16 protein-coding genes are annotated in these 20259 nt (G+C 69.2%); 10 read left to right on the forward strand and 6 right to left on the reverse strand.

Annotated features, from left to right (window positions below; genetic code table 11):
- Window positions 1-42 precede the first annotated feature (42 nt).
- The gene (locus GOALK_RS01860; RefSeq protein WP_035753751.1) at window positions 43-1680 is read left to right on the forward strand and encodes an NTF2-like N-terminal transpeptidase domain-containing protein; all 1638 of its coding nucleotides are present in this window, start codon (window positions 43-45) and stop codon (window positions 1678-1680) included.
- A gap of 36 nt (window positions 1681-1716) precedes the next feature.
- Here the strand turns inward: GOALK_RS01860 and GOALK_RS01865 are convergent, their stop codons facing one another.
- A complete protein-coding gene (locus GOALK_RS01865; protein ID WP_006357082.1) occupies window positions 1717-2166 on the reverse strand; it encodes a DUF3054 domain-containing protein in 450 nt (149 codons plus the stop codon).
- Window positions 2167-2172: 6 nt separating this feature from the next.
- On the reverse strand, window positions 2173-3330 hold the full coding sequence (locus GOALK_RS01870; RefSeq protein ID WP_006357083.1) for a lysylphosphatidylglycerol synthase transmembrane domain-containing protein: 1158 nt from the start codon (window positions 3328-3330) through the stop codon (window positions 2173-2175).
- A 76-nt stretch (window positions 3331-3406) separates the two neighbouring features.
- Between GOALK_RS01870 and GOALK_RS01875 the strand changes: the two genes are divergently transcribed.
- Genes GOALK_RS01875 through GOALK_RS01885 form a run of 3 tightly spaced genes read left to right on the forward strand, consistent with a single transcriptional unit; the run spans window position 3407 to window position 6634 of the window.
- Window positions 3407-4687: an AI-2E family transporter gene (locus GOALK_RS01875; protein WP_006357084.1), complete on the forward strand. Its 1281-nt coding sequence runs from the start codon at window positions 3407-3409 to the stop codon at window positions 4685-4687.
- Window positions 4684-5904, forward strand: a complete 1221-nt coding sequence (gene macS, locus GOALK_RS01880; RefSeq protein ID WP_006357085.1) for a MacS family sensor histidine kinase — start codon at window positions 4684-4686, stop codon at window positions 5902-5904. Before GOALK_RS01875 ends, macS begins: the two co-directional genes overlap by 4 nt.
- Window positions 5905-5938: 34 nt before the next feature.
- Window positions 5939-6634, forward strand: coding sequence for a response regulator (locus GOALK_RS01885; protein WP_006357086.1), 696 nt, complete (start codon window positions 5939-5941; stop codon window positions 6632-6634).
- A gap of 42 nt (window positions 6635-6676) precedes the next feature.
- Here GOALK_RS01885 and GOALK_RS01890 read toward each other — a convergent pair whose 3' ends face one another.
- From GOALK_RS01890 to trmB, 4 genes are all read right to left on the reverse strand, one after another.
- Window positions 6677-8023 carry an MFS transporter gene (locus GOALK_RS01890; protein ID WP_006357087.1) on the reverse strand — a complete coding sequence of 449 codons (1347 nt, stop codon included), beginning with the start codon at window positions 8021-8023 and terminating at the stop codon, window positions 6677-6679.
- Window positions 8024-8207: 184 nt separating this feature from the next.
- Window positions 8208-11492 carry an MMPL family transporter gene (locus GOALK_RS01895; RefSeq protein WP_006357088.1) on the reverse strand — a complete coding sequence of 1095 codons (3285 nt, stop codon included), beginning with the start codon at window positions 11490-11492 and terminating at the stop codon, window positions 8208-8210.
- Between the two features lie 229 nt (window positions 11493-11721).
- Window positions 11722-12408, reverse strand: coding sequence for an NYN domain-containing protein (locus GOALK_RS01900; protein ID WP_006357089.1), 687 nt, complete (start codon window positions 12406-12408; stop codon window positions 11722-11724).
- A complete protein-coding gene (gene trmB / locus GOALK_RS01905; protein ID WP_006357090.1) occupies window positions 12405-13193 on the reverse strand; it encodes a tRNA (guanosine(46)-N7)-methyltransferase TrmB in 789 nt (262 codons plus the stop codon). Before trmB ends, GOALK_RS01900 begins: the two co-directional genes overlap by 4 nt.
- A gap of 191 nt (window positions 13194-13384) precedes the next feature.
- Between trmB and GOALK_RS01910 the strand changes: the two genes are divergently transcribed.
- From GOALK_RS01910 to GOALK_RS01935, 6 genes are all read left to right on the forward strand, one after another.
- Window positions 13385-14251, forward strand: a complete 867-nt coding sequence (locus tag GOALK_RS01910) for a hypothetical protein (protein ID WP_050918619.1) — start codon at window positions 13385-13387, stop codon at window positions 14249-14251.
- Between the two features lie 102 nt (window positions 14252-14353).
- The gene (locus tag GOALK_RS01915; protein ID WP_006357092.1) at window positions 14354-15733 is read left to right on the forward strand and encodes an ERA-like protein 1; all 1380 of its coding nucleotides are present in this window, start codon (window positions 14354-14356) and stop codon (window positions 15731-15733) included.
- Window positions 15730-16176 (forward strand): DUF6802 family protein, encoded by a 447-nt coding sequence (locus GOALK_RS01920; RefSeq protein WP_006357093.1) that lies wholly within the window; start codon window positions 15730-15732, stop codon window positions 16174-16176. Before GOALK_RS01915 ends, GOALK_RS01920 begins: the two co-directional genes overlap by 4 nt.
- A 173-nt stretch (window positions 16177-16349) precedes the next feature.
- Entirely contained in the window at window positions 16350-18176 is a 1827-nt protein-coding gene (locus GOALK_RS01925) for a phosphoenolpyruvate carboxykinase (GTP) (RefSeq protein WP_006357094.1), read from the forward strand.
- A 61-nt stretch (window positions 18177-18237) separates the two neighbouring features.
- Entirely contained in the window at window positions 18238-19245 is a 1008-nt protein-coding gene (locus tag GOALK_RS01930; protein ID WP_035753757.1) for an esterase-like activity of phytase family protein, read from the forward strand.
- Between the two features lie 166 nt (window positions 19246-19411).
- Entirely contained in the window at window positions 19412-20239 is an 828-nt protein-coding gene (locus GOALK_RS01935; protein ID WP_006357096.1) for an ABC transporter ATP-binding protein, read from the forward strand.
- Window positions 20240-20259 lie beyond the last annotated feature (20 nt).

Below are 20259 nucleotides of genomic sequence, written 5' to 3' on the forward strand. Positions count from 1 at the left end.
GGAGCGTCGATTTCGAGTGTTACAAGAGTGAAAATTGTCGTCATGAAGATCTGGGTCAAGCGCGCAACGTCCGCCGCTTGTGCCGCGGTCGCCTGTGCCGTCGTCGTGAGCTCCTGTTCGCTCACCGGAACGTCCAACACCGGTGCCGCCGCCGCCATCGACGCTTTCGCCACCGCGCTGAGCCGCCAGGACGCCGGCGGTGCCGCGCAGTTCACGACGGCCCCTGGTCAAGCCGGTGAGAGTCTGACCACGACGCTGAAAGAGATGTCGGCACAACGGATCGACGTCGACATCGAGAAACCCGTCGAGTACAGCGACGGCACCGCGACCTTCGCCCTGACCACCAAGTGGAACTGGGACAAGGGGCGCGTCTACGAGGCGAACAGCGAGGGAACCGCGCGGAAGCTGTCGTCCGGGTGGAAGGTCACCTGGGATCCGGCGGTCCTGCATCCCGGCCTCGGTGCCGGCGGCCACCTCCGCGAGATCCGCACCGACGCGACACCCGCGCCGTCGGTGCGCAGCTGGTCGGGCAAGGTCTTCATGTACCTCCAGCCGGTCAACGAAATCGTCATCGACCCTGCACAAACCCGCGATCTGGCGGCCACGACGCGAGCGCTGGCCGGCGTGATCGCGCCGATCGCGCCGCTGATCACCCCCGCGGTCATCGGCGAGAAGCTGGCCGAGACGCCGGGTAAGCCGGTCATCGCCGTCACGCTGCGCGATCCCGACATGCAGGTTCTCGCCGGCGACCCCGGGCGGGTGCCCGGTGTGAGCGTCAACCGCACGGACAAACTCGTGATGGCCGACCGTCGGTTGTCGTCGCCGCTCGAGGACGGCCTGACCAACTACTGGCAGGCGATCCGCGATGCCACGGCCGGCTGGCAGGTCGAGATGGTCAACCCGGGCCTCCGGCCGCGCCGCCTCGCCGGTGAACAGGGGCCGCCCGGACCGGATGTGTTGTCGACCGTCGATCAGGGTGTGCAGCTGACCCTCGGCGACGCTGCGGTCGAGGTGGGGCAGCCGGCCACGATCCTGACCCTCGACGCGCAGAGCGGCGCCATCCTGGGCATGGCGCAGAACACCTATGCGGTCGAGCGTGGCATCGAGATCGATCGGGCCTACCCGGTCGGCTCGACGCTGAACCCGGTCTTCGACGAGGTCGGGCGCATCGCCGGGCCGCAACCCGAGAAGGCGGAGACGTTGCTCGACCGCCTCGGTCTCGGTGTCCAGTTCACTGTGCCGGGGGCCAGTGTTCCCACGCCGGGCCAGCCCGGGATCGCGACCATCGGCTACCGCCCGGGCCAGACCAACATGTCGATGACCAACATGGGTGCGTTCGGCGTCGCACTGGCACGCGCCGCGGCGGGACAGCCGTCATCGGTGGCGCCGTTCGTCCTGAAGAACGTGCCCACCAAGGTCGCCGGTGGTGAGCTCGGCGGCCTCGACCCCGCGCTCGTCGGTCCGATCCTGAAGGCGATGACCACCACCGCGGCCACCGGAGACGCCAGCGACCTCACCCGTGCACCCGGCTTGAAGGCGCTCGTCGGGACCAACGGCCCGGAAGGCCCCGGCTGGTTCGTCGGTGTCCAGGGCGGTCAGGTCGTCGTGATCTACACCGAGGGGCCGAAGTCGGGCACCGCTGCGCTCCAGGTGGCGCAGAAGTACTTCACCATCAAGTAGGCGCGAACACCGGCAGTCCGAGACGCCGGCGAGGGGTCAGCGGGTGGCGGCGCGGCGGCCCAGGTAGGCGAAGACCGCGCGCCACCCGAGCAGGAACAGCGCCAGCGTCACGGTCGCGACGATGACGAAGCTGACCGCCACACCCTGGCTGAGGATGAACCGCAGGATCATCGCGACGGTCACCGTGCAGAACCAGATGACGATCCCGACCGGCACGACGCGGTCGGGCCGGAAGTCGTGGCCGAAGAAGTCGCTGGACCGCACGTGGGCGTACACGTAGGTGATCGACCAGCCGGCCGCACATCCGACCAGGAACGGCCACAGCGTGTGCAGGAAGGCGGCCGGTGCGTACCCCTCTTCGTGGCTGGCCCGGCCGATCACCACGAAGATCGTGATGGCCACCGCGTCGAACAGGGCGGCGACCGGTCCGGTCGCGGTCCCCCGCACCGGCGAGGTCCCCTCCTCGGCGGGGTTCGGGATCGACATGGTGGATTACCGTACCGGGTCCGGCGGCGGATCAGTGTCGGACCCTTGACCGGGTTCCGTACCGGAGGAGTCCTCGCGCGCGGCCGCGTCGACGTCGCGCTCCACCTCGTCGATGAAGGTGTCGTCGCGCCTGATCCGGTTGCGGAACATGAGCGCGATGACGACCCAGCCGACCGCCGCGACGAACACGTAGCTGATGATGCGGTAGATCAGGACGGCGGTGATCGCGTCGGCGGCGGGCATCCCGGCACTGGTGAGGGCCGGGACCAGCACGGCGTCGACTACCCCGATCCCGCCCGGGAGCAGCGGGATCGCCGTACCGACGGCCTTGCCCGCCGCGTAGGCGACCATCAGTCCCGCGATGCTCGGATGTGCGTCGACGGCCCAGCAGGCGAACATCAGACAGGCGACGTCGGCGACCCAGTTGAACAGGCTCCAACCGAAAGCGATGGAGGTGTCGCGCTTGGTGAGCTGGACCGCCCGGAGCTGTTCCAGCAGCTCGAGGAGCTTCTCGGTGCCGTGATCGTCGGGCTTGTTGCGGATCTGGTTGGTCCACCCCAGCATCCGGATGCCGGTGCTCTTCAACGATTCGGGATGGCTCGCGAGGTACTGCAGGACGACGGCGACGGCGAGCAGCCCGGCCACCGAGAAGACGACCGAGAACGGGCTGGTCTTGGCGCCGGCGAGCAGTGCGCCGCCGAAGCCGAGAACCGCGAGTCCGACACCCGCGAGCAGACCCGACATCACGACCTGCCACGACGCGACGACCGGGGTCGCGCCCCACTTGCGGGTCTCGCGGTAGGTGAAGGCCGGGGCGAGCACCTGGCCGCCCGGCATCGTCTGGCTCAGCGAGTTGGCGGCGAGGATGACCGAGAGCGACTTCCACTGCGTCACCCGGACGCCGGCCGAGCGCAACAGCGCACGCTGGACCTGAGCAAAGCTGTCCATCGACAGCATCGCGGCCACGACGCAGGCGAACACCCAGTGCCATTTGATCTCGCCGATGCGTAGCCACGCGCCCTTCAACTCGGGCCAGATCAGCACGATCTCGACACCGAGGATCACCAGGACGACGGCAAGGAGGACCCAGCGCACCCACCAGAAGCGGGGACGGGAGGCGGGGCGGGCGGTCACGTCCCCCGGCGAGCCAACATCCTCCGACATAGGTGACACCCTAGGCCAGGGTGTACTCCAGCATGTCCACCACCGTCGGGTGACTCCACTGTCTACTGTTGCTCTCGTGAGCGAAGCCGAACCGGCCGGTCGGCCGTCCGTTGCCCCCGACCTCGCGTCCCTCGACCGTGCCAGGGTCCACCCGCAGGTGCGGGCCGCCGCGGAATGGGCGTGGCGACTGCTCCTGCTCCTCGTCACCGCTTACGTCGCCGCGAAGCTGTTCGTGGAGTTCGAAGAGGTCCTGGTCCCGGTCGCGCTGGCGATCCTCGTGGCGGCGATGCTCGTGCCCGCGGTCGACGCCCTCGACCGTCGCGGGGTGCCGCGATCGCTGGCGGTGCTCCTCAACATCCTCCTGGCCCTGGGCTTCATCGCCGGGGTCATGACCTTCGTGGTGCGCGAGTTCATGCGCGGCGTCCCGCAGTTGGTCGAAGAGGTCAGCGCCACCGTGGAACGCACCAAGTCGTGGTTGATCGAGGGGCCGCTCGATCTCGACCCCGAGCAGGTTCGCAACGCGGGCACCGACATCCTCGACTTCCTGCAGCACAACCAGGACCGGGTCACCAGCGGTGCGCTCGCGACCGCCACCACGGCGAGCGAGATCATCACCGGTGCTCTGCTCACCCTCTTCCTCCTCATCTTCTTCCTCTACGGCGGCGGCCAGATCTGGCGGTTCTCGACCGGCGTCGTGCCCGACGGAAGTCGCGATCGGGTGTGGCGAGCGGGGATCGCCGGGTTCGGAACGCTCGTCGGCTATGTCCGGGCAACGGTCGCCGTGGCCTTCGTCGATGCCTGTGGAATCGGCGTCGGCCTCGCGATCCTCCAGGTGCCGCTCGCGCTTCCGCTGGCGTCGCTGGTGTTCCTGGGAGCGTTCATCCCGATCGTCGGTGCGCTGCTGAGCGGTTCGCTGGCCGTGCTGGTCGCCCTGATCACCCAGGGCTGGATCGCGGCGGTCGTGGCACTCGCGATCGTGGTCGGCGTGATGCAGCTCGAAAGCCATGTGCTGCAGCCGTTCCTGCTGGGCCGTTCGGTCCGGTTGCATCCGGTCGCGGTGGTCCTGGGCATCGCCGCGGGCCTGGTCTCGGCGGGGATCATCGGCGGCTTGCTGGCGGTGCCGCTGATCGCCTTCCTCAACACCGCGATTCGGCACCTGAAGGGCACCTCGGACGCCCACGCCGCTTCCGAGGCGGTCACCGGCGGGTACGTCGCCGAACCCAGTGAACCCGTGTGGGACACCGCCGATCCCGATGCGACCGCGGACGTGCTGGCCGAAGGCGGGACGACGGCGGACGGAGAGACCCCGAAATCGGCCGAGCCCGAGTCGAAACCGCAGGACCCCGGGACGTCATGAGCGCGCAGCCGTCGGCGCGGTGGGTCGCGCAGATGCGGGACACCGAGGCGGGCCGGTTGGCCCGCGCCGCCGACGTCGATCCGGTCGGCCCACTATGGCGTGGTGCGCAGATCTTCCGGCTCCTGTCCTATCTCTACGCGCTCGGCTTCCAGCTGGCGATCAACGACGACCTGGAACATCGGGCCGTCGCGTGGGCGCTCTTCGGTCTGCTGACCGTCTGGACGGCGGTCAGCGGCGTCGGGTACTTCGTCGGCTTCGCCCGCAACCGCTACTGGGTGAGCGTCGAGGTCGTCGTAGTCTGCGGCCTGATGCTGTCCACCTCGTATGTCGCCGACGCCGATTGGGCGTGGAACAACCAGACCTGGCCGACGACGCTGTGGGCCACCAACGCGGTCATCTCGGTGGCGATCCTGTCGGGACCGGTCGGCGGGATCGTCGCCGGACTCGTCGTCGGGGGAACGAGCACGTTCGTCAAGGGCGAGCTGAACCTGAACTTCGGACGCAACGCCACGATCATCGTGATCGTCGCGACCGGTATGGCAGTGGGGCTGGCCGCGGCGAATGCCCGGCGCTCCCATGAGAAGCTCTCGGCGGCAGCACGAATCGCGGCGGCAGCCGAGGAACGCGAACGCCTGTCGCGCGAGGTGCACGACGGAGTGTTACAGGTGCTCGCACTCATCGCCCGGCGCGGACGTGAGATCGGCGGGCCCACCGCAGAACTGGCTTCGCTCGCCGCCGAACAGGAACGGGCTCTGCGCCGATTGATCTCCGACGGCGACGCGAGCCCGGAATCCGTGCTCGACGGCGCAGGAGGAACCGCCGACGTCGACCTCGCGGCCGCCCTGCGGGTCTTCGCCGACGACCGGGTCTCGGTGAGCGCACCCGCCGACCCCGTTCCGGTACCGGCTCACATCGGGCAGGAGATCCGCGCCGCGGTGGTCAACGCCCTCGACAACACCCACCACCACGCGGGTCCCGGAGCGCGGGCCTACATCCTGGTGGAGGATCTCGGGGACGACGTGGTGGTGAGTGTGCGCGACGACGGCGTCGGGATCGGTGAGGGCCGGTTGGCGCAAGCGGTGTCGCAAGGCCGTCTCGGTGTCGCGAAATCCATTGTCGGACGGATCGAGTCGCTGGGTGGCAGGGTCGTCCTCGACACCGAACCCGGTGGCGGGACCGAGTGGGAGTTCACCGTTCCGCGGCAGTTGGGCCGGTAGGACCGAGGGTCGGCGGGACTGATGGGAGAGACGGATGGGCACGGTCGAATCGGAGGGTGGGCGCATGGTGGACGGTGAGGCCGGACGGCTGCGGATCATGGTCGTCGACGATCACCCGATCTGGCGCGACGCGGTCGCCCGAGATCTCGCCGACGAGGGCTTCGACGTGGTCGCCACCGCCGACGGGGTGGCCAGTGCGGGCCGACGTGCCGCCGCGGTCACGCCGGACGTCGTGCTGATGGACATGCAACTCCCCGACGGCTCCGGCGCCGATGCGACCGCGGAGGTGCTCGAGGTCTCGCCGCGCACCCGCATCCTCGTGCTGTCGGCCTCCGGGGAGCGCGACGACGTTCTCGAGGCCGTGAAGGCCGGGGCGAGTGGATATCTCGTGAAGTCGTCATCACGCGAGGAGCTGGTGTCCGCGGTCCGTGCGACCGCCGACGGACAGGCGGTCTTCACACCCGGACTCGCCGGCCTCGTCCTCGGCGAGTACCGCCGGATGTCGCAGCAGCCGGATGCCTCCCCGGCGACGCCGGTCCTGACCGAGCGGGAGACCGAGGTTCTACGACTCGTGGCGAAAGGGTTGAGCGCCAAACAGATCGCCCGGCGATTGTCCCTCAGCCACCGCACGGTCGAGAACCACGTCCAGGCCACGCTCCGTAAACTGCAGTTGGGCAATCGGGTGGAGCTGACCCGCTACGTCATCGAGCACGGCCTGGAGGAGGACTGAGTCCTCGTCCAGACCGTCCGTCGAACCTGTTGTGCCTGGCGACTATTCGGTGGCAGCGAGCGCGGTCGGCAGGACCGGCGTCGGCGGCGCCTCCCTCGGTGTGACCACCAGCAGCGTGGCCGCCGCGCCGGCCAGCGCGATGCCGGCAAACAGGTAGAACGCCGTGCCCGACGAGATCCCGGCGCCGATCAGCAGACCGCCGACGGCCGGACCGACGATCCCACCCAGGCGGCCGAAGCCGGCGCACCAGGCGACACCCGCGCCGCGGGCCTCGGTCGGATAGAAGTTCGACACGAAACCGTAGATCAGCACCTGGGTTCCGATGGTGCCCGTGCCGGCGACCGCGACAGCGGCGAGCAGGATCGGCAGCGGCAGACCGAAGGTCAGGCACACGAGCGCAAAGGTGGCCAGGCAGAACGATGTCGCGACCACCTGCTGCGGGCCGCGGCGATCGGCGAACCGGGCGGCGATCAGGCCGCCGACGATGGCGCCGCCGTTGAGGACCAGCAGGAACGACAGCGATCCCTTCGCATCGAATCCGTTCGCCTTCATGATCTGCGGAAGCCAGGTGTTCAGGCCGTAGGTCAAGAGCAGTCCGACGAAGCTCATCATTCCCAGAAGCATTGTGGGAACAGCGAATCGGCGCGTGGCGAGGGCGGCGAAGCCGAGTTTCGCGGGCACGGATTCCGGCGCGATGCCGAGATGGCGTGCGCGCAGATCGACGGGAATACCGGTGTGCGTACTGATCCGACGGGCCTCTTCGTACCGTCCGCGTGCCGCGAGCCACTGCGGGGACTCGGGCATCTTGAGCACCGCCAGCGGAAGGAGCGTGACGAGGGGCAGTGCTCCGATCCAGAACAGACCGCGCCACCCGATGTGATCGGCGAGCAGCATCGCCAGCACCGAGGCGAGGACACCGCCCGCCGGGACCCCGCTGTAGACCATGGCGTTGAACAGGTTTCGCTTGGAGGTCGGCGCGAACTCGGCGACCATCGCCCCCGCGGTCGCGACCAGGCCGCCGATGCCGATACCGGTGAGACAGCGCAGGATTCCGAACGAGACGAGGTCGGTCGCGAGCGCGGTGAACGCCATGCCGACCGAGAACCACACGATGTTGAACAACATCATCCGGCGCCGGCCGACCCGGTCGCCGAACGCTCCGGCCGCCAGGGCGCCGATCATCACGCCGACGAGGGCGTAGGAACCGAGAGCGCCGGCGGTGGCCGGGGTGAGACTGCCCAGTTGTCCCGGGTCCTCGAGCAGCGTGGGCAGGACCGTGCCGTAGACGACGAGGTCGTAGCCGTCGAAGACGATCGCGACGGCGGCGAGGGTGACGATCCAGAGCACACTGCGACGGTGCTCCGGAGACGTCCAGGTCGAAGAGTCCATGCGGGCTGTACCTCCAGCGTTGGTGGGCTGGAAGACATCATGCGTCAGGTGTGGGCACAGTCACATCGGGGCAATGTCCAGTCCTGACCAATCCGCGATTGATCCACGCCGACACCGGATCCATAACGAGAACGGCCGGCGGGGGCGAACCCCCACCGGCCGTCGGCGACTCACTTCTCGGTGCTCATTTCTCGGAGCGGCTGCGCTTCAGCAGCTCCTGCACGCTGATCTGGGCGTCGTCACCGGTCTCGTCCGAGCGGGCGTGCCGGTCGGTCCGCGGGCGTCGACGGCCCGAGTCGGCCTCCCCGGACGGCGGGACGGGGCCGGTTCCCGGACGGGGCGTGGCCGCCGGGGTGGCGTCCGGACTCAGTCCACGCTCCATCGGCGACGGTCCCGAGGTCCGGCGACCACGAGTCGTCGGCGTCGAGTTCTCCGGCGACACAGATGCGGCCAGCGGCCGGCGACCCGCGTCGTCGAGGGTCGGGCGTCGACCCAGTGGGGACCGCGAATCGGCGTCACGCGCAGGTGCGGCGGCCGGCTGAGGCGCCTGGACCGGCGGTGCCGGCGGGGGAGTGGTGCCCGTCGGGCGGTCGCCGTTCCCCCGCGGGGCGGCGTCGCCGAGGCGGATGCCGCCCTCGCCGAGCGTCCACCCGCCGGTGTCCGGACGGTCGCTCTTGGGTAGACCCGATCGCCGGTACGGCGCCATCGGGCGCCGCTCGGGACGAGGTGCCTCGGCCGACGCGCCCGGTGCCCGGGAACCGGCCGGCTGCGCGGTGGGCGGTGCCGACGGACCGACACGGCCGGGGGCCGCGCGACCGGGGGAGTCCCCGGGCATGGGTGCGGGCGGGACGGGACCCGGGCCTCCGTTGCGCTGCACGGGTGCACCGGGTTGGCGCGTCTTCGCCGCCGGCGCGTTGGTGAGCGGCCCGTTCGGCTGGGGTACACCGGGCTGGGGCGCGTTCGTCATGGGTGCGCCGGGTGCGGGACGCGGGGGAACGGGCTGCCGGCCGTCGCGTCCGGGTGCCCCTCGGCGAGCGGGTGCAGGTCCGGTGGGCGCGGTGCGCGGCCGGGCTGCGGCCATGACCGAGGTCGGGGCCTCCGCGACCAGCGTGCCGGCACTCATCTTGCGGGCCGCGCGGGAGTCGCGCTGCTCGTCGGGCTCGTCCTCGAGGACGGCCTCGCCGAGACCGATCTTGCGCTGCACGGTCTGCATCCAGCGAGGTGCCCACCAGCAGTCGTCGCCGAGCAGCTTCATCACCGACGGCACGAGCAGCATGCGGATCACGGTGGCGTCGAGGATGAGCGCCGCGATCATGCCGTACGCGATGTACTTCATCATCACGATGTCGGACAGGCTGAAGGCGCCGGTCACGACGACTAGGATCGCCGCCGCCGCGGTGATGATCCCGCCGGTGTGGGCGATGCCGCTCCGGATGGACTCGGTGGTGCTGGCTCCCCGCTGTCTGGCCTCGACCATTCGGGAGAGCAGGAACACCTCGTAGTCGGTGGAGAGACCGAAGATGATCGCGATGATCAGGACCAGGATCGCGGCGAACAGCGGACCCGGGGTGAAGTTCGCGAGGCCCGCGCCGTGGCCGTCGACGAAGATCCAGGTCAGGATGCCCAGGGTCGCGCCGAGACCGAGAGCGGTCATCAACGCCGCCTTGATCGGCAGGACCAGCGATCCGAACTGCAGGAACATCAGCAGTCCGGTGATCAGGACCAGCATGATCGCCATCAAGGGCAACCGGTTCATCAGCGCGTCGATCGAATCCTGGGTGAGCGCAGGGGTGCCCGTCACGTACATGGTGAGGCCCTGGGTGTCGATCGCCCGGAGCTGGTCGATCGCCTTGGCCGCCTTGGTGCGGTCGACCAGGCCGGCCGAGACCTGGTAGACGCCCACGTTCGGGTACCGCTCGGCGTCGTACGAACCGAAGCCGGCCTTGTCGGGATCACTGAACTTGTTGGTGAAGCCCGGAACCTGGTCGGCCTGGCGGGCGATGGCCTCGAGCTTGTTCTGGTCTTCCTGGTTTGTCTCGTCGTAGACGATGACGAGCTTGACCGCCTCGGTGCGCTCGCTGGGGAAGTACTCGTCGAACTTCTCCTGCGCGACACGTGCGGAGTTGTCCGGCGGCAGGAACTTCTCGCTGATGCCGCCGAACTGGATGCTGCCGAACGGGACCGTCAGGGCGAGCAGGAGGAGCACGGTCGGGATCGCCGTCTTCAGCGGGTTCTTCATCACCCACGTCGCGAGGCGTCCCCAGAAGCCGTTCTCGACTTCCTGGCTGGTCTTCATCCGGCCGGAGAAGCGGTTCTCCAGCGCGACGGCGCGCTCCTCGGTCGAGAAGCGGCGGACCAGCGGGATCGCGGTGTACTTGAGGATCGAGCCGATCGACAGCATGTTGACCCGTGGCCCGAGGATGCCCAGGATCGCCGGCAGCACGGTGATCGACAGGATCGCGGCGAGGGAGACCGAGGCGATGGCGCCGTAGGCCACCGACTTGAGGAATCCCTGCGGCATGATCAGCAGGCAGGCGAGGGCGGCGACGATGATGGTCGCCGAGAAGACCACGGTCTGACCCGCGGTCATCACCGTTCTTCGGACCGCGGCCTTCGTGGAATAGCCCTCGCCGAGTTCCTCTCGGAAGCGCGAGACGATGAACAGGCCGTAGTCGATCGCGATGCCGAGACCGATCAGCGTGACCACCGACTGCGCGAAGATGTTGAGCTCGGTGGTCAGCGCGAGGATCTTCATGATGCCCAGCGATCCCGCGATCGTCAGGCCGCCGATCAGGACCGGCAGACACGCCGCGACGACGCCCCCGAAGACGAAGAACAGCATGAGCGCGACGACCGGCAGCGCGATCACCTCGGCGCGCTTGATGTCCTTGTCCATGCCGTCGGCCATCGACCCGGAGACCGGCTGCAGGCCGGCGAGTTCGAAGGTGGCGCCGGGTATGTCGAAGCGTTCGGCGATGTCGTCGAAGAACGGTTCGATGGTGTTGTAGTTGGCCAGCACCGTGGTGTCGTCGTTGCCGGCGACACCGATGCTGATGAAGGCCTGACGTTTGTCCGGGGTGAACAGTCGCTCCTGGACTGCACTCTGTGCGGGCTGGACGAGGAACGGGTCGTAGAGGCCCGGGTCGGCGCGCCCGACGATGTCGGGGTGGGTGGCGATGAGGTCTTCGACGAAGGTCTCGACCTTCTTGCCGAAGGTCGGGTCGTCGACCGTCGTGCCCTCCGGTGGCGTGACCAGGAGGATGACATCAGACGTGTGATCGCGTCCCAGTGCCTTGTCGGCGTAGCGGGCACCGAGATCGGATTCCGACGTGGGGTCGAACCAACCGCTCTGACTCAGATGCTTGCTGAGATCGAGACCGTATAGCCCGAGTCCCGCCATCAGTGCGATCATCACCGCGATGACGAGGAAGCGCATTCGATACACGAATGTGCCGATTACTCGGAACACGCTGATGTCCTTTCGTGTGCGACGTGTCGGGCGCCGGCCGCGATCGGGGGTGTCGGGCCGTCGATGCGCTCGGACGGGGCGCCGTGCCGGAGGTGAACGGTGCCGGTCGCGATTCTGTCAGTTCTTCGTGAGATCTTGACAGTGTTGCCTGAGTGATCCCTGAGGTGTCGGGGTCGGTGACGCCCTCAGTGAGCACCTCGGCGTCCTGCGACGAGGCACCATGCGCCGGTCAGCGCAGTAGTGCGCTGAGCGGCCGGAACGGTGTGAGCCAGGCGCCTTCGTCCGGGAGCGAGTCCAGCCCGATGCGGGGCAGGGGCTCCCGGAACACGCCCGGGATGTCCTCGAGGTCGATGAACTCCAGTTCCTCGGTGGTGAGGGCCCAACTGGCGTGTTCGCGGAATCCGATGACGGTGACGGGCACTCCGTCGCCGGCCACTTGGAGGAGCGGCTCGCGGAACGCCTGGCCGTCGGCGGACGCCACGATCACGCCGGCTAGTCCAACAGTGTGCCTGCGAAGTTCGATGTGGTCGAGCATGTCGGAGTCCACATCGCTGTCCTCCGACAGCTTCGGCTTGGCGAAAACCGCAAAACCGACGTTACGCAGGGCATCCACCCAGGGACGCACAACATCGGCACTACCTGGGGCGATGTTGGTGAAGACGGTCGCCTCGGGCTCGACGCCGCCGCCGTTCTCCGTGAGAGCCGACACATCTGCCGTGCGCTGCAGCAGCCAGCGGCCCAAGGCGTCGAATCGAGGACGATGTGCGGCGGTCGGACGGCCGCCGAGCAGGGCGCCGAGGCCCATGTCCATGTTGGGTGCGTCCCAGACCAGCAGCATCCGGCGTGTGCCGGTCTGGCCCGCGATGGTGTCCGCGAATCCGCCGGTTGTTCCGGCCGGGGTGGTCTGGTCGGTCATGCCGGGCTCCCGTCGAGGGTGTCGCCGGACGCGGAAGCCGGCGGGATGGGCCGCGTGTACACGAACTCGCTGACGTACCGGCCCTCTCGTTCCGCACGACCCTCGAACTTCGTCGTCGGCCGCTCCAGCAGGATCGGGGACTCGCGGGTGAGCTGAACGACGTGGGGGCGGTCGGCGTCCTGGGTGGCGAGCTTCTCGGCGATCCACTCGGCATAACCCGCGTGGTCGGTGGCGATGTGCAGCACGCCCCCCGGGACGAGACGGTCGGCGATCAGCTCCAGTGTGCCCGTCTGGACGAACCGGCGCTTGTGGTGACGCGACTTCGGCCAGGGGTCGGGGAAGAACAACCGGACGCCGGTGAGGCTCGACGACGGGATCAGTTCCCGCAGGACGATCGACGCATCGCCGCGGATCAGGCGCACGTTGGTCAACCCGTTGCGGTCGACGAGACCGAGCAGCTGGGCCAGTCCCGGCTTGTAGACCTCGACCGCCACCACGTCGACGTCGGGTTCGGCCTCGGCCATCGCCGCGGTCGAGATGCCGGTGCCGCTGCCGATCTCCAGCACCTTCGGGTTGTCCCGGCCGAACATGGCGTCCAGGTCGAGCTGGGGTTCGGGAATGCGCTCCGGACCGATCTCGAGGTCGCGGCCCAGGACGGGCCAGAGGGTCTCCCAGTTGCGTTGCTGTCCGGTCGTCAAGGTCCCCCGGCGGAATCGGAAGCTCGTCACGCGGGGGTACAACCGTGACCTGTCAGCGCTGTTGTTCACCCGTCCATCGTTGCGCATCGTGGCCTGTCCGCGAAGTCGCGGGTGATCGTGTCCGTCGAGCGGTCGGGGATTCGTGGGGACAGAGCGCGCTGTCGGCGGGGATGTGGAGGTCCGGAAGCCCATCGGGGCCAATCCGGATTAGTCTCGGGCCAGCCGCGGAACACGCGGGGTGTCTTGTGGGGAAGGGCTGTTGAGACGTGGGGGCGAACGTGCGCACAACGACGAACCCGCCACCCGGGTGGCGGCCGCCCCGGGATCCGCTTTCGGCGGCCGCTGAGCAGGGCGGACTCGCCGACCTCGTCGAGCCGTCGTCGCCGCTGGTCCCGGTCCTCTCCGCGGCCGGACACCGCTTTCTGCGTCCTCTACATGTGCAGGTGGTCGGCCGGCCGGGCGTCGGGCGCGACACGATGGCGCGCGCCCTGCGCGAGCGACTCGCGCCGACCGTGACCGGTCTGGGCGAGGACGCACCCGCCGCCGACCTCTGGCTGCACGTCCTGGCCGGGCCGCCGCGCCGCGCCGACCACGAACTGCTGAGCTCGCTGCCCGCCGACCGCGTGGTCGTCGTCCTCGGCAAGGCCGACACCCACCCGGACTGGGAAGCCGCCGTCGATGTCGCCAGGCGATGCTCGACGCAGCTGGGCCTGCCCGTGCACGCCGTCTCCCAACTGCTCGCGTGTGCCGACCTCGGCGCCGCGGAGTTCGCCGCCCTCACCCGGCTGGCCGCCGAGCGGGCCGAGATGCCGTCGATGGCCGGCCGGTTCCTCGCCGGTGCGCCCGAGTTGCAGGAGCGGTTGCTGCGGCAAGGACTGCTGCGCCGGATCGACGCGTTCGGCATCGGCACCGCGCTGCGGCTGATCACGGAGGAATCAGACGAGGCGGCCGACGCGGACGCGCTCAACCGTGCTCTTCACGCCCGAAGCGGGGTTACGCAGCTCGGCGCGGCGTTCGGTGACCGCGTGGGCCGCGTCCGCTTCTGGCGCGAGGTCGAGATCCGCGCCGAGCTGGAACGTGCCGCGGCCCGGGGCTGCGATCGGGAGAACGCCGAACGTCTGCTCGCGGCCGGAGGTGCCGGATGAGTACGCGGGTTCTCGAGGCAGCGCGGGAACTGACCGGATTCGACGCCGCGGCCGTCGGTACCGGCTCCGGGGGTCCTGGTCGTCGGGACCGACGGCGTCGGAGTGCGCACACTCGTCGACGCCGTGCGGGAACTGGCCCCCGATCTCGAAACCCACGCCCGGGCCCTGGAGGTCGGAAACCAGCCGGGCGTCGCGCTGGTCGTCGTCGACCCGTCGTCGTCGGTGGGTGACGAGGAACTCCACCTCGTCGAGCGGGTGCGTGGGACGGTCGGGACCGTCGCGCTGGTGTGCACCAAGATCGACGCCTTCTGGGAATGGCCCCGCATCGTCCGTGCCCATCGCAAGACCCTCGATCCGTTCGGGACGATGCCGCTGTTCGGGGTGTCGGCGGCCGCTTCGCTGGGCGGCGCCGTCGAGGAGTCCGGGGTCGACGCACTGGTCGGCTGGATACGTGAGGCGCTCGAGGCCCCCGCCGCGGTGCGCGTCGAGCGGGCCCGCCTCGCTGCGGGAGCCGGGGCCGTCGAACATCTGCTGGACGACACCGACGCCGGAACCGACACCGACACATCCGGCGCGCTGGACGAGCTGATGAGTACGCGGCGCCGGCTGGTGTCGTCGCGGGATCGCGGTCGGGTCGATCGACTCGCGGCCGTGCGCGCCGGCCTGACCCGAGCCCGAGCGCAGTCCTCGGCCGAACTGCAGTCTCGTGTCCGCGGGCTCGCGGCACTGGTCGCCGACGACGCGCCGGGGACCGGCGCCGAGCACCAGTCGTGGCTGCGCAGTCGGTGGGCCGACCTCGCCGACGGAATCCGCCGGGACGCCGACGAGCGCATCGACGAGGTCGCGGCCACCTCGCTCGTCGGGCTCGACCCCGAACCGTCCCCGCAGGAGCCGTGGCCGGAGACCCCGTTGCCCGCCGACGGGCCGGGCAACCGGCGGCGGCGCGGAGGTGCGGAGGACGCGCTGCTCGTCATCATCGGCGCCTCGACCGGATTGGGCGTGGGGCGTCTCGTCGTCGCGCCGATGGCGTCGGTGCAGACACTGCAGTGGATCAGCATGCCGCTGACCCTGTTGCTGGGGATCGGCGTCGCGGTCTGGGTGATCCGCGTCCGGCGTGGTGCGCTGGATCGCGCCGACCGCACGGGCCGCAGCACCGAGCGGCTGACCGTCGCCCGCTCCGCACTCGACCACCAGCTCGGACTGCGGTTCGCCGCGGCCGAGACCCGGATCGCGGGGCAGATCGCCCGGGCCCACGAACGCAGAGCCCGGCGGACGAGCGAGCAGGTCGCGCAGATCGACGACGAGATCCGGAGGCTGCGCAGCGGCACGGCGAACCAGGACGTGCGTGTTCGCCGCGACCGCGCGGAAGCCGTGCACCGCGAACTCCTCGCCCGCTCCGAACAGCTGTGGGCGGATGACAAGGACGAGAACGACCCGAGCACGAATGATCAGGCCGGCTCCGGCGAGGACGGGACAAGGTGAACGAGATGGATTCGATCTTCGACGGCGACCACGCAGGGGCCGATCCGCGCGACAGCGGCCGACCCGACGCGGGGGCGCTGTCGGGCGGGTCGTTCGAGACCGCCGACCTGCCCGGCACCGGCCCCGGGTTCGAGCCGCACGTCGACTCGGTCGCCGCGGTCCATGCGGAATCGGCCGCCGACGACCTCGACGACCACCTGTGGATGCACGAGGACGGCCGCATCTGGGATCTCGGCCCGGCGGAGGTCGACACCGACAACGACGGGGTCAACGACTCCCTCACGCGAAACGGTCCGGACGGGTTCACCGTGTACACCGACAGCGACCGGGACGGCCAGGTCGACAAGATCACCGAGATCGGCGCCGACGGCGGCTTCAGCTCGGCCGTGCTCGACCCGGAGACCGGCGAGTGGATTCCCGGCGGCTCGGGGCGTATCGGCTGAGCAGGCCGACGGCCGTCTTCCAGGGACTTTGGTCCCATATCGCCTGAGTGTGGGATAAGCCGCAGTCGCCGACCCCCACACCTAGCGCCCGCTCGGTGCACGTATCCTGGACACCTAGACGACTGACCGGTGACCATTCCAGCAGGTCACACGCTCGCCAGGAGGCCCCAACGATGACCGCAGCCACCATTCCCGGACTGGACCCGAGCAGCGCGCCGACCAACCATCAGGGTCTGTTGGCCTGGATCGCCGAGATCGCGGAACTGACGCAGCCCGATCGGGTCGTGTGGTCCGACGGCAGCGACGAGGAGTGGGAACGCCTCACCGACGATCTGGTGAAGGCCGGCACCCTCGTGAAGCTCAACGAGGAGAAGAAGCCGAACTCCTTCCTCGCCAGCTCCGACCCCGCCGATGTCGCCCGCGTCGAGTCGCGGACCTACATCTGCTCGGAGAAGGAAGAGGACGCCGGTCCGACCAACAACTGGGTCGAGCCCGCCGAGATGCGCGCCACCATGACCGAGCTGTACCGCGGCTCGATGCGCGGCCGCACCATGTTCGTCATCCCGTTCTGCATGGGCCCGCTGGACTCGGATGACCCGAAGCTGGGCGTCGAGATCACCGACTCCGAGTACGTCGTCCTGTCGATGAAGATCATGACCCGCGTCGGTCCGCGCGTCCTCGAGATCCTCGGCGACGACGGCTTCTTCGTGAAGGCACTGCACTCGGTGGGTGCGCCGCTCGAGCCCGGCCAGGCCGACGTGCCGTGGCCGTGCAACACCGAGAAGTACATCACCCACTTCCCCGAGACCCGCGAGATCTGGTCCTACGGTTCGGGTTACGGCGGCAACGCCCTGCTCGGCAAGAAGTGCTACGCCCTGCGCATCGCCTCGGTCATCGCCCGCGACGAGGGCTGGATGGCCGAGCACATGCTCATCCTCAAGCTCACCAGCCCGGCGAACAAGGTCTACTACGTCGCCGCGGCGTTCCCGAGTGCCTGTGGCAAGACGAATCTCGCGATGCTGCAGCCCACCATCCCGGGCTGGAAGGCCGAGACCGTCGGCGACGACATCGCCTGGATGCGCTTCGGCGAGGACGGCCGTCTCTACGCGATCAACCCGGAGTTCGGTTTCTTCGGCGTCGCGCCCGGCACCAGCTACGACTCGAACCCGAACGCGATGAAGACCATCGAGGCCGGAAACACCTTGTACACCAACGTCGCTCGCACCGACGACGGCGACATCTGGTGGGAGGACATCGACGGGCCCACGCCTGCGCACCTCACCGACTGGCTCGGCAACGACTGGACTCCGGAGTCCGGTCACAAGGCCGCACACCCGAATTCGCGCTACTGCACCCCGATCTCGCAGTGCCCGTCGCTGGCCGACGAGTGGGACGACCCGAAGGGTGTGCCGATCTCGGCGATCCTGTTCGGTGGCCGCCGCAAGACCACCGTCCCGCTGGTGACCGAGGCCCGCGACTGGCAGACCGGCGTCTTCATGGGCGCCACCGTCGGCTCCGAGCAGACCGCCGCGGCGGAGGGCAAGGTCGGCACCGTGCGTCGCGACCCGATGGCGATGCTGCCGTTCATGGGCTACCACGTCGGCGATTACTTGCAGCACTGGGTCAACATCGGCAAGAACGCCGACGAGTCCAAGCTGCCGAAGGTGTTCTACGTCAACTGGTTCCGACGTGGCGGCGACAAGCGCTTCCTGTGGCCCGGATTCGGCGAGAACAGCCGCGTGCTGAAGTGGATCATCGGCCGCATCGAGGGCGAGGCCGACGGTGTCGAGACGCCGATCGGCATCGTCGCCAAGCCGGAGGACATCGACGTGTCCGGGCTCGACGTGCCGGCCGAGGACGTCGCCGAGGCGCTGGCGTTCAAGGCCGACGAGTGGCGCGAAGAGATCCCGTCGATCGAGGAGCTCTTCGAGTTCATCGGCCCGAAGCTGCCGACCTCGCTGCGCGACGAGCTCGAAGGTCTCAAGCAGCGTCTCGCCTGATCCGCGGCCATCAGGCAGTTCGGCCTGAGGCTGATGTGACGGTTGAGGTATCGTGCCCCTCATGAAGCCACGTTTGTGGGGGGCCACGATCGCCGGAGCCTGTGTACTCGGGCTGTCCTCTCCGCTCGCAGTTCAACCAGCCACTGCCGCACCGGCTTCCGGTGCCGGCGTCAGCGCGTACTACACCGACACGACGACGCTCGGCGACTTCGTCCCGACGTTCAACCGGATCACCGGCCTGGACCGGACCGGTAACGGTCAGTACGCGCTGATCGCCGAAGACGTGCTCCCCGCACGGTTCTTCACCGCCCGGATCGGATACTCCTCGGAGACCGCATCATTCGTCGGTCGTCCCGCACTCAACGGTGGCGGCACGGTCCTCGGGCCGTGGTTCGTCCCGTTGCTGCCGGGCGGCGCGCAGTTCGAGGGCATCCGGAAGACCAACGGCGGTTACACCGTCGTCAGCGGCGGCAACAACCAGTTCGTCCGGCAGATCGGTCCGCTGGGCCAGTTCACCCGCGATCTCCCGCTGCCGGCCGCATGGCGTCCCTCGTCCAAGTCGGGCGTCGCCGGACAGCGTGGGCTCACCGGCCTCGCCGTCGGTCCCCAGGGCCAGGTCTCGGTGCTCACCGCGGGCGGACTCAAGCAGGACGGTCGCACCTCGGCGCGACTGCTCACCTTCGGCAAGCCCAACCGCGAATTCGTCTATCGCACCGACGCCAACAAGGTCGCGGCCGACGTGCTGGCCATCAACTCCACCGACTTCCTCGTCCTCGAGCGCGGTGCAGGGAAGCTGACCAACATCTTCTGGACCACCACCCGCGGCGCGACCTCGGTGACCGGCAACAAGAAGCTCTCCGGCAAGGAGAAGGCGATGCCGAAGCGTCGCATCTTCTCCACGACCGGCACGCCGCGCCTCGTCACCGGCGACATGTCGGGCCTCGCCTGGGGCAACTGGCACCCCGACAACCCGTTCGCCAACGCGCGCAGCAGGACACTGCTCGTCGTGTCCCAGAACGCCGGCGCGCCCACCCGCGTCCACTCGTTCGAGGTTCAGCTGCCCAGATAGCGACTCTCGGAAGCTCTGCCCTACCCAGCGAGCGGTGGGGATCGGTCCTCCGTCGGTTCGGGGCTGAGCGGGGAGCGGATGGGAAGGTGTGACAATTCCCGCCTCAGGGTGGTGTCAGGGGGTTACCTGATAGCCATTCGGCGTCGGATTTGGCACCGTTGAGGGCATGACGACGACTGATGCGGCCGCCCGCGATGCCGGAGCGCCGAAACACGGAGTGGCTGCGGGTGCGGAGAACCTGTCCAAGAGGTACGGCACGGGCGACACCGCCGTCGAGGCCCTGAAGGGCGTCTCGATCGAGTTCCGCGAGGGCGAGTTCACCGCCATCATGGGCCCGTCGGGGTCGGGCAAGTCGACGCTGATGCACTGCCTCGCCGGCCTGGACGTCGCGAGCGACGGCCGTGTCCACATCGGCGACACCGATCTCACCGCGTTGTCCGACAAGGCGATGACCATGCTCCGCCGCGACCGCATCGGGTTCGTCTTCCAGGCGTTCAACCTGGTGCCGACGCTCACCGCGAAGGAGAACATCACCCTCCCGGTCGACATCGCCGGCCGTACCGTCGACACCGAGTGGTTCGACGCGGTCACCGAACGACTCGGCATCACCGACCGACTCGGGCACCTGCCCAGCGAACTCTCCGGCGGCCAGCAGCAGCGTGTGGCGTGTGCCCGGGCGCTGATCGGCAAGCCCGCGATCATCTTCGGCGACGAACCCACCGGCAACCTCGACTCGCGGTCCTCGGGTGAGGTCCTGTCGATCCTCCGCGCCGCCACCGACGAGTTCGGGCAGACCGTCGTCATCGTGACCCACGATCCGCGCGCGGCGTCGTACGCCGACCGGGTGGTGTTCCTCGCCGACGGACAGATCGTGCAGGAGCTCGCCCGCCCGAGCGCCGACGACGTCTTCGAGGTGATGAAGAACCTCGACGTGGTCCACCACGCCGACGCTCCCTCCCAGTCGGCTCCCGCCGAGACCTCCAGAGCGCTCTGAGCCGTGGCGTCATCATCGGT

Source organism: Gordonia alkanivorans NBRC 16433 (genome assembly GCF_000225505.1).
In the GTDB taxonomy this organism is placed as follows: Bacteria; Actinomycetota; Actinomycetes; order Mycobacteriales; family Mycobacteriaceae; genus Gordonia; species Gordonia alkanivorans.

What these genes read in the sequence shown, in the direction of transcription:
- GOALK_RS01925 (WP_006357094.1), top strand. Translation starts at nt 16,350, where the DNA reads ATGACCGCAGCCACCATTCCCGGACTGGACCCGAGCAGCGCGCCGACC.
- GOALK_RS01865 (WP_006357082.1), bottom strand. Translation starts at nt 2,166, where the DNA reads ATGTCGATCCCGAACCCCGCCGAGGAGGGGACCTCGCCGGTGCGGGGG.
- GOALK_RS01870 (WP_006357083.1), bottom strand. Translation starts at nt 3,330, where the DNA reads ATGTCGGAGGATGTTGGCTCGCCGGGGGACGTGACCGCCCGCCCCGCC.
- trmB (WP_006357090.1), bottom strand. Translation starts at nt 13,193, where the DNA reads ATGCGCAACGATGGACGGGTGAACAACAGCGCTGACAGGTCACGGTTG.
- GOALK_RS01900 (WP_006357089.1), bottom strand. Translation starts at nt 12,408, where the DNA reads ATGACCGACCAGACCACCCCGGCCGGAACAACCGGCGGATTCGCGGAC.
- GOALK_RS01930 (WP_035753757.1), top strand. Translation starts at nt 18,238, where the DNA reads ATGAAGCCACGTTTGTGGGGGGCCACGATCGCCGGAGCCTGTGTACTC.
- macS (WP_006357085.1), top strand. Translation starts at nt 4,684, where the DNA reads ATGAGCGCGCAGCCGTCGGCGCGGTGGGTCGCGCAGATGCGGGACACC.
- GOALK_RS01890 (WP_006357087.1), bottom strand. Translation starts at nt 8,023, where the DNA reads ATGGACTCTTCGACCTGGACGTCTCCGGAGCACCGTCGCAGTGTGCTC.
- GOALK_RS01885 (WP_006357086.1), top strand. Translation starts at nt 5,939, where the DNA reads ATGGGCACGGTCGAATCGGAGGGTGGGCGCATGGTGGACGGTGAGGCC.
- GOALK_RS01860 (WP_035753751.1), top strand. Translation starts at nt 43, where the DNA reads ATGAAGATCTGGGTCAAGCGCGCAACGTCCGCCGCTTGTGCCGCGGTC.
- GOALK_RS01935 (WP_006357096.1), top strand. Translation starts at nt 19,412, where the DNA reads ATGACGACGACTGATGCGGCCGCCCGCGATGCCGGAGCGCCGAAACAC.